The following is a 14,559-nucleotide window of genomic DNA, read 5'->3' as shown; positions in this document are numbered from 1 at the left end:
CAGTCGATGATCGCTCCCAACTATCGCGCTTCTTGCACTTTGGAGATCAGGCCGCTCGTAATGCCGACGAGCAGGAAATCATTCTTGATACGGACCCAATGATAGCCACGCGGAGGCGTGGACAGCTGGAAGGTGCGATAGTCGATTTCAGCCGCGCGACGCCGGTCGGAAGCCGACAAGCGCCGCCCCTTCACCCAACCGCCCTTGCGAACCACGACCTTCTTCCTCACGACCTCCTTTTCGACGACGACCTGCTTGCCGACCGGCGCCGGCTTGACTTGCGCTGTCGCAGCCAACGGCATCGCCAGGGCGGATGCCGTAAGAAGGACGGTGAAGATTTTTTTCATTGGTTGTTTCCTCATTTCAGAATCTGCGCGCGAACTTATGGTGACAGACATGAAACAAATCTGACAGTCGAATTACAATTGCGTAATGGAGAGGAGCAATCTTTTGCAATCAGCGCTATAGCGCAACGCGATCGTCGTCGAGCGTCAGACCGACCGCTGCCGAAAACGCATGAACGAGAAGCTCTCGCGCGTCGATGCAATGGCAGCGTCGATGCAATGAGAAACGCCCGGAACATGGTTCCGGGCGTCTCAGATAATCAGTCCCGTTCGGCCGACTCGGCCCAGAGATTGACGTCAGCCTCCTTGGCATAGACGTCGATCTGCTTCAGCTCTTCGGCCGTGAATTCGAGATTGTCGAGCGCCTTGACGCAATCGACGATCTGTGACGAACGGCTGGCGCCGATCAGGGCGGAGGTGATGCGGTTGCCGCGCAGAACCCAGGCGATAGCCATCTGCGCCAGCGTCTGGCCACGCTTCTCCGCAATCTCGTTGAGCTTTCTTATATTGTCGATGATCGACGGGCGGATGAAGTCGCGCTTCAGGAAGTGGTTCTGGGCTGCACGGCTGTCGTCCGGAATGCCGCCGAGATACTTCGTCGTGAGCATCCCCTGCGCCAGCGGCGAGAAGACGATGGAGCCGATACCGAGATCTTCGAGCGTATCCACCAGACCGTCATCCTCGACCCAGCGATTGAGCATGGAATAGCTGGGCTGATGGATCAGGCATGGTGTGCCGAGGTCCTTGAGGATGGCGGCAGCCTCACGCGTGCGCTGCGAGTTGTAGGAGGAAATGCCGACATAGAGCGCCCGGCCCGAACGGACGATATGATCGAGCGCGCCGCAGGTTTCCTCAAGCGGGGTGTCGGGATCGAAGCGGTGCGAATAGAAGATGTCGACATAGTCTAGGCCCATGCGCTTCAGGCTCTGGTCGCAGGAGGCGATCAGATACTTGCGGCTGCCCCATTCGCCATAGGGACCCGGCCACATGTCGTAGCCTGCCTTGGAGGAGATGATGAGCTCGTCGCGCAGGCCGGCGAACTCGGTGCGCATGATCTCGCCAAAGGCGGTCTCGGCGCTGCCGGGAGGCGGGCCGTAATTGTTGGCGAGATCGAAGTGGGTGATGCCGAGATCGAAGGCCGTGCGGCACATGTCGACCTTGCGATCATGCGGCGTGTCGCCGCCGAAATTATGCCAAAGCCCCAGCGACACGGCCGGCAGCTTCAGACCGGAACGGCCGGTTCTGTTGTACTTCATTTTCGAATAGCGATCGGATGCCGGTTGCCAGGCCATGGTGAAATTCCTTCGAGATGAAAAAACGCGCGGGTTGCTCACCCGCGCGCAAACTAGCTTTTATTGCGCTTACTTCAAGAGCGCTTGTGCCTCTTCGATGCCCAGAGCCGCAGGCTGCGTGCAGGTCGTCGTCAGATCGATGAAACGACCCTCTTCGCCGGACTTCAGGATCGAGGTCATGACGTCGACGCCGTGCAGGGTACGGTCGAGCGAGCAGCGCGCATCGCGGCCGTCGATCAACGATGCCGCCATGTCGGCAAGGCCGGCGGTGCGGTAGTTGGCACGCGGGCCGCTCGGGCTTTCCTGATTGGCGATGCCGAACGGATGCGCCCAGTTTTCCAGCGGCTTGATGTCCTTGTCACGGCCGCTCGCCTCAACGGTGCCGCCGAAAAAGTTCGGATCGGGCACGTAGAGCGAGCCCTCTGTGCCGTAAAGCTCCATATTGGCATGGCGATGCGACCAGACATCCCAGCTTGCCGTCAGCGTGATCCTGGCGCCGCTGACGAACTCAAGCAGAGCCTGGATCGTCGTCGGCGTTTTCACCGGAATGATCTCGCCGTTGCGCGGCTGGCTGGTGATGGTGCGGGTCGGCGATGCCATGGAGGTCATAGCACCCACGCGCTTCACCGGACCGATCAGGTTGATCAGGTTGGCGACGTAATAGGGGCCGAGATCGAGGATCGGGCCGCCGCCGGGCAGGAAGAAGAAGTCCGGGTTCGGATGCCACATCTCCATGCCCGGGCTCATCACATGGCAAGAACCAGAGGTGATGCGGCCAATGCCGCCGTCATCAATGAACTTGCGGGCAAGCTGATGCGCACCGCCGAGGAAAGTATCGGGAGCGCAGCCAACGGCCAGCCCCTTTTCTTTGGCGATACGGCGCAGCTCCTCGCCCTGCTCCAGCGTCAGCACCAGCGGCTTTTCGGAGTAGACGTGCTTGCCTGCTTCGAGGATGCGCTTCGAAACCGGGAAATGCGCATCCGGGATGGTCAGGTTGACGATGACGTCGAGCTCGTCATTGCCGAGCAGCTCGTCGATGGTCTGGGCCTTGACCTTGTATTCCTCGGCGCGCGCCCGCGCCGCTTCCATGTTGATATCCGCGCAGGCCAGCACCTTCAGCCCCTTGAAGAGCGGCGAGAGCGAGAAGTAGGTGGTTGAGATGTTGCCGCATCCGATGATGCCGACGCCAAGTTCCTTAGTCATGTGGAAGTGCCTCAAAAGCTCTTGAAGGATGCGATGGAGCGCGTGATCAGGCGATCGACATCGCTCGGATTGTCATGTTCGACGACGAAGTGCTTGGCCTTGGTGCCGGCCAGCGCCTTGAGCAGCTTTGCCCATGGAACCGTGCCATGGCCGACATCGGCCCAACCATCCTCGTTCTTGTTCTCGCCAGCCGGCGCGATGTCCTTGACATGAACGGCGGTGATGCGCGGACCGAGCTTTTCGATCCAGGCGAAGGGATCGCCGCCGCCACGGATGACCCAGGCGATATCCGCTTCCCAGGAAATATCCGGAGCGGCTTCGAAGATCTGCTCGATCGGTAGCGAGCCGTCCGCCTGCTTGACGAATTCGAAGTCATGGTTGTGCCAACCAAATTCGAAGCCTGCATCCTTGTAGGGCTTGCTCATTTCATGCAGACGCTTGCCGAAAGCGCGCCAGCCGGCCGCATCCGTCGGACGCTGATCGGCAGCGATATGCGGTGCATAGATCGAATCCATGCCGAGGACCTTGCCGATGGTCAGCGACTTCTGCACGTCGTCATCGAGGAAATCCGGGCTGAAATGGCCGCTTGCCATCCGCAGGCCGTTCTTGTCGAGTTCGGCGCGCAAGTTCTTGAGGCCCGTCTCGTCGAGATCGGCATAGATGCCGCCGAAGCCCTCGACTTCGGCATAGCCCGCCTTGCCGAGCTTTACGAAGATCTCCGAATAGGGCTGGAAATTGCGAGCGCTATAAAGCTGAAATCCAAGTTTCGTCATCGATACTCCTCCAATGGCCTCCCGGCCGTCTGTCTTGGGCTTTTCGCCCCGAAAGCGCCGCCGATGCGGCGCGATAGTTCAATCCATCAGCAGGATGGCCGCCAGCTAGCTGTCCACCGACTGACTGGATTGCAAATCGTAGATGCGGAATGCAGGGACGCCACCTGCAATGGGTTTGGCCGGCGTGAAGACGATGCGGCGGCTCTCGCCGGCGGCAAGATCGAAGGCGTTGTCGGAATAACGTCCCTCGATTTCGCTCTCGATCATCACGAACAGCGCAAGTCCCTTTGCGGTGACGGTAAGCTCCACCGTCCCATTCTCTTCCTTCTCCTCCCTCAGCACCGTCAGACCGGCGGGCTGAAGCTCCAGAGCCTTGTAGGTACCATGCACATAGTGCCCCTCACCGCCCATTCCATTCGATGCGGTGAAACGCCACGCCAGCAGGCAATCGGCTGGCACCTGGTCCGCGTCGATCGACAATGCGGTAACGGCCGCATCCGGCGTGCAGATGGCGTGCGCCGTGCTAAGCGGCACCCGCTCGCCGTTGAGCTTCAACAGCGAGACGGAGATATCGGCCGTGACATCCGCATTGGTGTCGTTGACCAAGGAGAAGCGGATCGTCTTGTTGTCTTCAGACGGAATTGCCGCAACGGACACAGGCTGGAAGAAGCGTCGCACGAGATAATGCATCACCTTCCATCGGCCGCCGTAATCGAGACTCGACCACGATGCCACCGGCCAGGTGTCGTTGAGCTGCCAATAGATCGTGCCCATGCAATGCGGCTTCAGCGACCGCCAATACTCCACCGCCGTCTTGATCGCGAGGCCCTGTTGGACCTGGCTCAGATAGACAAAATTCGGGAAATCCTTCGGAAAACGGAAGTAGCGGAACATCGTGCCGGCAATGCGCTCGTTGCCGCCGGCATTCTTTTGGTGCAGCTCCATGACCGGAGAGGCGATGTTCATATCCTTCGCCTCGGCATAAGTCTTGATGACGGGCAGCGAGGTGTAGGACTGGAAGCCGAACTCCGAGCAGAAGCGCGGCCGCACGGTGCGATAATTGTCGAAGGACTTGTTCTCGTGCCAGACCGACCAGTAATGCATGTCGCCCGAGCCGTCTGCGTGCCAGGCATCGCCGAAATTCAGATAGCCCGAAGCCGGGCTGGACGGCCACCAGATCGCATCCGGGAGTGCCTTCTTCATCGCCGTCTCGATCGTCCTGTTCAGGCGATCGTAGGAAACGAGATAGCGATCTCGATCTTTGCGGGACTCCTCGAACCAGGTGAGTGCACCCACCAGCTCATTGTCCCCGCACCAGAGCACGATCGATGGATGGGTTGCCAGCCGGCGGACCTGATAGCCCACCTCCGCCTCGACATTCTCCAGGAAATCGCCAGTCGAGGGATAGAGGTTGCAAGCGAACATGAAGTCCTGCCAGACCATCAACCCCAGACGATCGCAAGTGTCGTAGAACCAATCATGCTCGTAGAAGCCGCCGCCCCAAACGCGAATGACGTTCATATTGGCGTCCGCGGCCGATTGCAGCAGATCTTCGGTCAGCTCCGGCTTGGAGCGCGAGAACAACGCGTCGGCCGGAATCCAGTTGGCGCCGCGCGCAAAAATCTCGCGACCATTGACCTTCAAGGCAAAACGACTACCCGCTTCATCTTCCGTGGTAATCAACTCGACCGTGCGCAGACCGATCTGTCGGGTGACGGTTTCGAAATTGGTTTCCACAGACAGGGCATAAAGCGCCTGCTCGCCATTGCCGGCCGGCCACCAGAGCCTGGGCTTGTCGATATGGATGAAATGGGTGATCGAGGTTTCACCGGCATTGACGCCGACATCGAGACGCACCCGCTCGTCGTCGAGCGAGAAATAGAGCTGCGCGATACCCGTTCCCTTGGCGAATAGCGCCACCGTCACCTTGAGATCGACCGAGCCGTCGTCGTTGTGGATCTGCTGGGTGACGACATTCTCGATGCGCGCGATTTCGAGCTTCTTCAGCGCAATGGTGCCATAGAGGCCGAGCGGCGCGATCGCGATGTTCCAATCCCAGCCGAAATGGCATTGCGGCTTGCGCAGCATGTTGCCGTTCGGGATGGGCGAATTGCCGGTGCTGTATGGAATATAGAAAGGCTGTTTGTCCTGAAGGTCGGCGCCGGCCGAAATGCTCGAATGCAGCACGATGCGAATGGTGTTTTCGCCCGTCTTCAACGCCTTCGAAACATCCGGACGGTAGCGCTGGAAGCAGTTGTTGCCCTCAAGCACAAGCGTATCGTTGACGAAGACGCTAGCCACCGTATCGAGATAATCGATGTCGAGATACCAGTCGCCGCCGGCATCATCGAGAGTGAAGTGGCGCGTCAGCTCCCAGTCCTGCTTGCCAACCCACTGCACGACCTCTTCGTTGCGCCCGAAGTACGGATCGGGAATAAGCCCTTCCGCATTGAGAGCCGTGTGCACATCACCAGGCAGAGACATGAAAAGCGAATGGTCGCTGTGGGGAGACGTCAGCCTCCAAGCCCCGGCCAGATCGACGGTGAAATTGTCATTGAGCGAAGACGACATCGGACCTCCCCGGACCGCTGTGAGATGGAGGCGGTCAGACCGCCTCCGTGTATGGATCAAATTCTGAGTTCTGTCTGCGCATCAAAGAGCGATGCGAGAGACATGTCAAAGCCGAGCTTAACGGCCGAACCGGGGCCAAATCTCCGGGCACCATTGACGCGCACCGACATGGTATGCCCGGCATGTTTGAGCCAAAGCAGATTATCGGCGCCCATCGGCTCCTCGATGTCGACCGTGGCATGATGGATTTCCGCACCAGACGCCGCCTCCTCATTGACCTTGATGTGCTCGGGGCGGACGCCCAGAACGACCTTCCGACCCGATTGAAGAGCCTCGCCAGCCTTGTAGCCATCGAGCGAGAACAGCACGTCATTGGTCGTAAACACGACCTTCCCTTCGCGGTTCACCAATTCACCCTTCAGGAAGTTCATCGAAGGCGATCCGATGAAACCGGCAACGAAGAGATTGCGCGGCTCGTTGTAGATCGTCGTGGGATCATCGAGCTGCATGATGACGCCGTTTTTCATGATGGCGATGCGGTCGGCGAGCGTCAGAGCCTCGATCTGATCGTGGGTGACGTAGATCATCGTGTTCTTCAGCGACTGATGCAGCCGCTTGATTTCCACGCGCAACTCGGAACGTAGCTTCGCATCGAGGTTCGACAAGGGCTCATCGAAGAGGAAGACGTCGACATCGCGCACCAGTGCACGGCCGATCGCGACACGCTGGCGCTGGCCGCCCGAAAGCTCGGCCGGCTTGCGCTTCAGGAGCGGCTCGATCTGCAGGATCTCGGCCGCACGGGCGATGCGCTTCTTGATTTCGTCCTGCGGCACCTTGGCGACGCGCAGGCCGAAGGACAGGTTCTTCTCCACCGACATCTGCGGATAGAGCGCATAGGACTGGAACACCATGCCGATGCCGCGATCCTTCGGCTCTTCCCAGGTGACGTTCCTGTCCTTGATGAAGATCTGCCCCTCGCTGATATCGAGCAGACCGGCGATGCAGTTGAGCAAGGTCGACTTGCCGCAGCCGGACGAGCCGAGGAGTACGAGGAATTCGCCGTCATTGATCTCGAGATTGAGATTTTTCAGAACGTTGACCGCACCGAAATTCAGCGAAAGGTCTTTGATGGAAACGCTGCTGTTCATGGATCAACCCTTCACTGCGCCGGCGGCGATGCCCCGGACGAAGAGCCGTCCGGACACGAAATAGACGATAAGCGGCACCGCGCCGGTCAGAAGCGTTGCGGCCATGTTGACGTTGTATTCCTTCACACCCTGAACGGCGTTGACGACGTTGTTGAGCTGCACGGTCATCGGATAGTTCTGCGTGCCGGCGAAAATCACGCCGAACAGAAAGTCGTTCCAGATGCCGGTGATCTGGATAATGATGCCGACGACGAAGATCGGCAGCGACATCGGCAGCATGATGCGCAGGAAGATCTGCCAGAAGCCCGAGCCGTCGACACGCGCCGCCTTGAAGAGCTCAGGCGGAAGCGAGGCGAAATAATTGCGGAACAGCAACGTGTTGATCGGCATGCCGAAGATCGTATGCACGAGCACGATGCCGCCAAGCGTTGCGAACAGGCCGAGCTCGCGCAGCACCATGACGAGCGGATAGAGCATGACCTGATACGGGATGAAAGCGCCGAACAGGAGGACGGTGAAGAAGACTTCCGATCCCTTGAAACGCCAATTGGCCAGCGCGTAACCGTTGACCGAGGCAACGGCGATCGAGACGATGACGCTGGGAACCAGGATCTTCACCGAATTCCAGAAGCCGACCTGGATGCCGTGGCAATAAAGACCGGTGCAGGCCTGCGACCAGGCTTTCACCCATGGCTCGAAGGTGATTTCCATCGGTGGCGCGAAAATATTGCCGAGACGGATTTCCGGCATGCCTTTGAGCGAAGTGACGATCATCACATAGAGCGGCAGCACGTAGTAGAGCGCGGCAAGCCCGAGAATGCCGTAGAGCATGATGGTGCGCGGCGCGAAGCGGCGCTTGGGTTTTGCGCCCGAAGGCTCGATTGTGGTGGCAAGTGCCATTTGGTGCCTCCCTTATCTGCGCTTCTGGCGGAACTCGTAGAGAGCCCACGGCACGACGAAGATGAACACGGTGACCAGCATGACAGTGGAGGCGGCAAGCGCCTGCCCAAGGTTCGAACGCTGGAACATGAAGTCGTAGACATATTTGGCCGGCATTTCGGATGCGAAGCCCGGCCCACCTGATGTCATGGCAACGACCAGATCGTAGACGCGTACGATGCCCGAAGCGACGATGACGAGCGTGGTGACGAAGACGCCGCGCATCATCGGAATGACGACGAAAATATAGGTTCGCCAGGCCGGGATGCCGTCGACGCGCGAGGCCTTCCAGATCTCGCCGTCAATCCCGCGCAAACCTGCCAGCATCAACACCATCACGAGACCGGTGCCTTGCCAGAGCCCGGCGATGACAAGTGCGTAGAGTACTGTCTTCTGATTGCCGAGCAGCGCGAAATTGAACCATGTGAACCCCATGTCCTGCGCCAGTTTCGGCAGTCCTAGCGCCGGATCGAGGATCCATTGCCAGACAAGGCCGGTGACGATGAAAGACAGGGCGAAGGGATAAAGAAAAATGGTCCGGAATGTATTCTCGAAGCGGATCTTCTGGTCCATCAGCACGGCAAGGACGAAGCCGACGACGAATGCGAAAACGAGGCTAAGAACGCCGTAAATGGCAAGATTGCCGATCGAGATGTTCCAGCGATCGGTGCCCCACAGGCGCTGATATTGCGCCAGACCGACGAAGTTCGAGCTGGGCAGCAGTCTTGAATCTGTGAACGAATAGATGACGGTCCAGAGCGTGCAGCCCACGAAGACGACGATCACCGTCAACACCATCGGAATGGCGGCGATCTTTGCATTCAGGTTGCGGAACAGACCAAATGGCCGGACAGCGTTAGCCATCGATACCTCCGTTGGTGGCGAGGATCGGGACAGGCGAGAACCCTCGCCCGTCCCAAGCCGGCCATCGCGATTGATAGGATGGTCGTCTGCTTACTGCGCCTGCTTGAAGATGGCGGCCTGCTTTTCGATCGCCTCATCTACCGTCATCTTCGACGAGAAGAACTGCAGCCCGAGGTCGGTCATCTGGCCGCGTGTATCCGGGTCGATCAGCTGGGTCACGCCCGGCACGACGTTGTCCGGGTTCTTCAGGATTTCCAGACCCTTCTTCATGCAGCTGCTGGCCGCGCTCAGATCGATATCGCCACGCACCGGCAGCGACCCCTTGGCGAGGTTGAACTTCACCTGCGTTTCCTTGGATACGAGCATGCTCGCAAGTTCGAGCTGCGCCTTGGTAATATCGGGATTGCTGTTCTTCGGGAAATAGAAGCTGTCGCCGCCGGTATCGAGCAGACCGTTGAAACCCAGACCCGGCAGGCAATCGTAATCCTTGCCGGCAACCTGCTTGGCGACGCCAAACTCGCCCTGCGCCCAGTCGCCCATGATCTGCGCGGCAGCTTTGCCTGTGATGACCATGTTTGTGGCGACGTTCCAGTCGCGGCCGGAATAGCTCTCGTCAACCAGATCGCGAGCCTGGGCGAAGGCATCCCAAACCTTGCGGTTTTCGGGGCTCTTCACGGCGTCGGCGTCTTTCTTCTGGTAGATCGCCAGATAGGTTTCCTTGCCGCCAATGCCGATCTGCATGACGCTGCGCATGCCGTCGACCTGCCATGGAGCGCCAGTCGCAAGCGGAACGATACCCTTCTCGCGCAGCTTCGGCGCGTCGGCCACGAACTCATCCCAGTTGGCCGGAACCTTCATGCCATTGTCTTCGAAGACATGCCGGTTGACCCACATCCACTGCCAGGAGTGGATGTTGAGCGGCACGCAATAGACGCGGCCCTCATAGGTGCAGGATGCCAGCAGGCTTGCGGGGCGAATGATATCCTTCCAGTGTTCCTTTTCGGCCAGATCGGTCAGATCGGTCATCAGGCCGGCCTTGACCAGCTCTTCGGCGTCGCGGCCGGTATTCAGCTGCGTGGCGCCCATCGGATTGCCGCCCAGGATGCGGCTGACGATCAGCGGCGTTGCCGTCGAGCCGGATCCGGCGATTGCTCCGTCGACCCAGTGATCTTTGCCAAGCGCATTATACTGCTCGGCCAGAACCTTAACTGCGGCTGCTTCCCCGCCCGATGTCCACCAATGCGTTACCTCAAGATCGGTCGCATTTGCGGAAAAGGCTGGAATCGCGACAGATGCGAGCAAAGCGGCAGCCATCAAACGAATATTCATGAGTTCTCCTCCCTCACTGAAACGTTGCCGGAAAAACGTAGTCGAATCATTTTCGGTGCGCAACCGCCTATCCGCGATTTTTTCCAGAGCACGTAATTATACAACCCTTAGAAGAAATATGACCTGTGGAAAGCGTGGCGCTCACAGCTCCCGTCTCGGTGAAAACTCCACAGCGACAAGCATCAATATATTGATATTAATACTTAAATCTCTCCGCAAACACCACCAATCCCATTGTTTCGCCATCGCAGAAGGGAAAATCTTCGGAAAAGCAGGCCAATACAACCGGGAAGCATTGCTTCGGCAGGTCTTCATAAAATAACGCTCGACAATCGAACTGTATCGTTACAGTTTTCATCACTAACGACGGAGCGATCGCGTCGCATCTATGCTTGCGGCACGAGCATGAGCAATATAAGCGGATTGGCCGCGGGAGGCGGCCGGGAGGCGAGCTTGGACGAAATGGACAATAAGAAGACTTCAGCGAGCGGCACGCAGCAGACGGCACCCGAGCGGCCGACACTCAAGACGATCGCCTTCATGACCGGGCTAGGCATTACCACCGTGTCCCGCGCATTGAAGGATGCCCCCGATATCGGCGCCGAAACGAAGGAACGCGTACGCATGGTCGCCCGGCAGTTGGGCTACCAGCCGAACCGCGCCGGCGTACGCCTGCGAACCGGCAAGACCAACGTCATCGCTCTGGTTCTGAGCATCGACGAGGAAATCATGGGCTTCACCAGCCAGATGGTCTTCGGAATTTCCGAGGTTCTGGCAGGCACGCAATACCACCTCGTCATCACGCCGCACTCGCACAGCAAGGATCCGTTGGTGCCGGTGCGCTATATCCTCGACACCGGTTCGGCCGATGGCGTCATCATATCGCGCACGGAGCCGGACGATCCGCGCGTTCGCCTGATGCACGAGCGCGGCCTGCCCTTTGCCACGCATGGGCGGACGGACATGGGTATCGTCCACCCCTTCCACGATTTCGACAACGAAGCCTTTACGCACGAGGCGGTTCGCGCGCTGGTCGCCAAGGGACGTCGCCGCTTGGCCCTGCTGCAGCCCGCCAGCAAGCTGACCTACTACTCGCACATCCGTATCGGGTTCCAGATCGGCCTTCATGAGTATGGCGCCGAGGAGATCCCTCTCAGAGTAACGACGGATGCACCGCTTGCCGATATCAGGGATAGCGTCGAGGCGTTGATGCGCTCCTCTCATCCGCCCGATGGCATCGTCTGTTCCAGCGGCGCCGGCGCCATCGCCGTCAATGCCGGCATCGAGGCAGCTGGTTTCCGCCTCGGCCGCGACATCGACATGGTCGCGAAGCAATCGACTGATGTGCTGAACTGGATCCGCCCGGAAATCATCACGATCTACGAGGATGTCCGCCATGGCGGCCGCGAGTTGGCCAAGTCCATCATCGCCCGCATCGACGGCATAGAGCCGGAGCTGCTGCAGAGCATCAGCTCGCCCGTCTGGCCGAAGGGCTGATAGAAAAAGCCCGCCGGATTTCTCCGACGGGCTTTTATAAGAGCATCTTTCAGCTTTCTCAGCCTTGAGCACCGCTGCCCCATGGGCCGTGGTGAATATCCTTGCCATCGACACGATCGAAGCCGTGCGCGCCGAAGAAGTCGCGCTGGGCCTGGATCAGATTAGCCGTGCCGCGCGCCTGGCGATAGGCATCGAAATAGGTGAGCGCAGAGGCCAGCGCCGGAACAGGCAGGCCGGTCGCCGTGGCAGCCGAAACGATGCGGCGAAGCGACGGGATCGATTCCTTGACCATTTCCGCAAAGGCCGGCGTGACGATCAGGTTCGCCGCATCCGGATTCTTGGTGAAGGCACTGGTGATTTCATCCAGGAACTGCGAACGGATGATGCAGCCTGCGCGCCAGATCTTGGCAATGACAGGCATCGGCAGCGACCAGTTGAATTCCTTCGAAGCCTCGGCCATGACGGCAAAGCCCTGAGCATAGGCACCGATCTTCGCGGCAAACAGAGCAAGCTCCAGATCCTTCAGCAGATCGGGACCAAACGAGATCGGGAACTTGTAATCAGGTGTGCCGAAGATCTTCTCGGCAGCTTCGCGCTGGCTCTTGAGGGCCGACAGGCTGCGCGCCGCAACGGCTGCCTCGATGGCGGTTGCCGGAATTCCCATGTTCTGGGCTTCGATGGCCGACCACTTCCCGGTGCCCTTCTGACCAGCCTTGTCTAGGATGAGATCGGGCATGGCGCTGCCGGTTGCCGGATCCTTGGCGGCAAGAACCTTTTCGGTGATCTCGATGAGGTAGGAGTTCAGACGGCCCTTGTTCCACTCGCCGAAGATCGAGCTGATATCGGCAGCGCTCTTGCCGAGACCGTCGCGCAGGATGCCGTAGATTTCAGCGATCATCTGCATGTCGGCATATTCGATGCCGTTATGGATCGTCTTGACGAAATGGCCGGCGCCATCATTGCCGAGCCAGGCAACGCATGGATCGTTATTGTACTTCGCAGCGATAGAGGTCAGCACCTTCTCGACGCGCTTGTAGGAATCCTCCGTGCCGCCGACCATGATGGACGGTCCATGGCGTGCACCTTCCTCGCCGCCGGAGACACCCATGCCGATGAAGGTAAGGCCAGTGTCCTTGAGGCGGTCGAAGCGGGCGATCGTATCGCGGAAATTGGCGTTTCCGGCGTCGATCATGATGTCGCCCTTGTCGAGATAGGGCTGCAGCGCCGCCATCTGCTGGTCGACCGGCTCACCGGCCTTGATCATGATGATGATCGGCCGCGGCGGGCGGATCGCCTCGACGAACTCCTCGATCGTCTTGCAAGGAATGATCTTGTCCTTGAGCGCGCCCGCATTGGCGTAAAATTCATCCGTTACCTGCGGCGTACGGTTGAACACTGCGATCTTGTTGCCTTTTTCGGCGATGTTGAGCGCCAGATTCGATCCCATCACAGCAAGACCGATCAGCCCGATTTCTGCCTTTTCCACGACAATCCTCCAATAAGCCGTTGGTTGCGCCGCCCCATCCCGGAGATTGGGAGGACACAACCACTCCGATTTGACGCAATACCTCCGACGCTTGGCGCGACCGGCAAAACCCCTGCGTTAGGGGTGTTGTTGCACTCCGAACGGAAAACGGCAAGCCTCCGCGGGCGACGAGCCGTTCGCTTTGCAGGACTGTGCAAGAATGTTGCTGGAATCGTTGTTCTAGCACTTCAGAACCCGCATGCGCTTTGCCGGCCGTAAGCTCATCCGAAGCGATATAGCGGAGGAAACCAGCATGTCGACCATGGGCGCGAAGATCGTGCCTATCGTCACCGCTTGCGTTCGGAGGATGATCCAAGACTACGTCAGTCACCCGCAAAATATGCTTTTCCGGGCTTCGGCGCCGGCATGAAGCTTGGCCCAAGATGGAGATGGTTGAAAGAAAAACGCCGACTGGCGATGCCTGCAAACCGATATTCGCCAGGCTCTCTTTACAATGAGCGTAGCGTCCAATCGACAAGTTCGCCCGTCACGCCCGCAAATGCCGCATCAAGCGCCTTGACGAAGTCGGGATTGCTGCCGCCACTAACCGGAACGACCTTGCGGAAGACGTTCTGGGCCTTCACCGTGCCCGTGCGGTCGTTGAGGATCTTCTCGGAGATTTCGACGATCGCTCTCTTCTGGCCACCCGCCGCATTGATCTCGAAGGCGCGGATGTCGGTCACGATCTGGTAGTCGATTGCCAATCCCTGCCCCGGTACGCCGACGCCACCGAGCTTGCCGGTGTTCTCGAAGGCTTCCGCCAACTTGGACTGCACCATCTTGCTGAGCTTGTCGCTCCATTGCGACTTGCCGAGATACTGGATTTCCGAAGAGGACACGCGAATGACGATCTGGTTGCTGTCGAGCGCCTGCAACGCCGTCGGCTGAGGAATCAGGATCTGTTTGCTTTTGGCGGAAGGCCCGTTCACCCTCGCCGACCCCGAGAGATCGTAGGTGTCGTTATTGCTGGAGGTGCCACAGCTCCCGAGCAGCGCTGCGAGCAACGGCAATGCGATCACAGCTTTCCACACCTGACGACGCTCACTCGATACGCAACCGACCATATTTCGCTTA

Annotated in this window: 12 protein-coding genes; 1 reads left to right on the top strand and 11 read right to left on the bottom strand. The window is 59.1% G+C overall.

Annotation, left to right across the window (positions count from 1 at the left end; translation table 11 throughout):
* Positions 1 to 20: 20 nt before the first annotated feature.
* The 9 genes from ACIQJ2_RS12965 to ACIQJ2_RS12925 all read right to left on the bottom strand — a co-directional run bounded on the left by ACIQJ2_RS12965 (position 21) and on the right by ACIQJ2_RS12925 (position 10,463).
* On the bottom strand, positions 21 to 347 hold the full coding sequence (locus ACIQJ2_RS12965) for an RcnB family protein (protein WP_400669177.1): 327 nt from the start codon (positions 345 to 347) through the stop codon (positions 21 to 23).
* 257 nt (positions 348 to 604) lie between these two features.
* On the bottom strand, positions 605 to 1,636 hold the full coding sequence (gene mgrA / locus ACIQJ2_RS12960; protein ID WP_199149326.1) for an L-glyceraldehyde 3-phosphate reductase: 1,032 nt from the start codon (positions 1,634 to 1,636) through the stop codon (positions 605 to 607).
* Between the two features lie 69 nt (positions 1,637 to 1,705).
* On the bottom strand, positions 1,706 to 2,839 hold the full coding sequence (locus ACIQJ2_RS12955) for a Gfo/Idh/MocA family protein (RefSeq protein ID WP_400669175.1): 1,134 nt from the start codon (positions 2,837 to 2,839) through the stop codon (positions 1,706 to 1,708).
* Positions 2,840 to 2,850: 11 nt separating this feature from the next.
* The gene (locus ACIQJ2_RS12950) at positions 2,851 to 3,612 is read right to left on the bottom strand and encodes a sugar phosphate isomerase/epimerase family protein (RefSeq protein ID WP_400669173.1); all 762 of its coding nucleotides are present in this window, start codon (positions 3,610 to 3,612) and stop codon (positions 2,851 to 2,853) included.
* A gap of 105 nt (positions 3,613 to 3,717) precedes the next feature.
* A complete protein-coding gene (locus ACIQJ2_RS12945) occupies positions 3,718 to 6,183 on the bottom strand; it encodes a glycosyl hydrolase 2 galactose-binding domain-containing protein (RefSeq protein ID WP_400669171.1) in 2,466 nt (821 codons plus the stop codon).
* 56 nt (positions 6,184 to 6,239) lie between these two features.
* A complete protein-coding gene (locus ACIQJ2_RS12940) occupies positions 6,240 to 7,331 on the bottom strand; it encodes an ABC transporter ATP-binding protein (protein ID WP_400669169.1) in 1,092 nt (363 codons plus the stop codon).
* Positions 7,332 to 7,334: 3 nt separating this feature from the next.
* Positions 7,335 to 8,231: a carbohydrate ABC transporter permease gene (locus tag ACIQJ2_RS12935; protein WP_400669166.1), complete on the bottom strand. Its 897-nt coding sequence runs from the start codon at positions 8,229 to 8,231 to the stop codon at positions 7,335 to 7,337.
* A 12-nt stretch (positions 8,232 to 8,243) separates the two neighbouring features.
* Positions 8,244 to 9,134, bottom strand: a complete 891-nt coding sequence (locus ACIQJ2_RS12930) for a carbohydrate ABC transporter permease (RefSeq protein WP_199149320.1) — start codon at positions 9,132 to 9,134, stop codon at positions 8,244 to 8,246.
* 90 nt (positions 9,135 to 9,224) lie between these two features.
* Positions 9,225 to 10,463 (bottom strand): ABC transporter substrate-binding protein, encoded by a 1,239-nt coding sequence (locus tag ACIQJ2_RS12925; protein WP_199149319.1) that lies wholly within the window; start codon positions 10,461 to 10,463, stop codon positions 9,225 to 9,227.
* Positions 10,464 to 10,925: 462 nt separating this feature from the next.
* Between ACIQJ2_RS12925 and ACIQJ2_RS12920 the strand changes: the two genes are divergently transcribed.
* Positions 10,926 to 11,960: a LacI family transcriptional regulator gene (locus ACIQJ2_RS12920; protein WP_199149318.1), complete on the top strand. Its 1,035-nt coding sequence runs from the start codon at positions 10,926 to 10,928 to the stop codon at positions 11,958 to 11,960.
* A 58-nt stretch (positions 11,961 to 12,018) separates the two neighbouring features.
* On the opposite strand, the gene gndA is transcribed toward ACIQJ2_RS12920, so the two are convergent.
* Entirely contained in the window at positions 12,019 to 13,446 is a 1,428-nt protein-coding gene (gndA, locus tag ACIQJ2_RS12915) for an NADP-dependent phosphogluconate dehydrogenase (RefSeq protein WP_400669163.1), read from the bottom strand.
* 488 nt (positions 13,447 to 13,934) lie between these two features.
* Entirely contained in the window at positions 13,935 to 14,549 is a 615-nt protein-coding gene (locus ACIQJ2_RS12910) for an ABC-type transport auxiliary lipoprotein family protein (RefSeq protein WP_400669161.1), read from the bottom strand.
* Between the last annotated feature and the right edge of the window lie 10 nt (positions 14,550 to 14,559).

The organism is Rhizobium sp. NPDC092011 (assembly GCF_044756305.1).
Taxonomy (GTDB): Bacteria; Pseudomonadota; Alphaproteobacteria; order Rhizobiales; family Rhizobiaceae; genus Rhizobium.
The sequence above is the reverse complement of the archived record's forward strand: the minus strand, read 5'-3'. Positions and strand labels throughout refer to the sequence as shown.

What these genes read in the sequence shown, in the direction of transcription:
- ACIQJ2_RS12910 (WP_400669161.1), bottom strand. Translation starts at nt 14,549, where the DNA reads ATGGTCGGTTGCGTATCGAGTGAGCGTCGTCAGGTGTGGAAAGCTGTG.
- ACIQJ2_RS12965 (WP_400669177.1), bottom strand. Translation starts at nt 347, where the DNA reads ATGAAAAAAATCTTCACCGTCCTTCTTACGGCATCCGCCCTGGCGATG.
- ACIQJ2_RS12935 (WP_400669166.1), bottom strand. Translation starts at nt 8,231, where the DNA reads ATGGCACTTGCCACCACAATCGAGCCTTCGGGCGCAAAACCCAAGCGC.
- ACIQJ2_RS12955 (WP_400669175.1), bottom strand. Translation starts at nt 2,839, where the DNA reads ATGACTAAGGAACTTGGCGTCGGCATCATCGGATGCGGCAACATCTCA.
- ACIQJ2_RS12945 (WP_400669171.1), bottom strand. Translation starts at nt 6,183, where the DNA reads ATGTCGTCTTCGCTCAATGACAATTTCACCGTCGATCTGGCCGGGGCT.
- ACIQJ2_RS12920 (WP_199149318.1), top strand. Translation starts at nt 10,926, where the DNA reads ATGGACAATAAGAAGACTTCAGCGAGCGGCACGCAGCAGACGGCACCC.
- ACIQJ2_RS12925 (WP_199149319.1), bottom strand. Translation starts at nt 10,463, where the DNA reads ATGAATATTCGTTTGATGGCTGCCGCTTTGCTCGCATCTGTCGCGATT.
- mgrA (WP_199149326.1), bottom strand. Translation starts at nt 1,636, where the DNA reads ATGGCCTGGCAACCGGCATCCGATCGCTATTCGAAAATGAAGTACAAC.
- ACIQJ2_RS12940 (WP_400669169.1), bottom strand. Translation starts at nt 7,331, where the DNA reads ATGAACAGCAGCGTTTCCATCAAAGACCTTTCGCTGAATTTCGGTGCG.
- ACIQJ2_RS12950 (WP_400669173.1), bottom strand. Translation starts at nt 3,612, where the DNA reads ATGACGAAACTTGGATTTCAGCTTTATAGCGCTCGCAATTTCCAGCCC.
- ACIQJ2_RS12930 (WP_199149320.1), bottom strand. Translation starts at nt 9,134, where the DNA reads ATGGCTAACGCTGTCCGGCCATTTGGTCTGTTCCGCAACCTGAATGCA.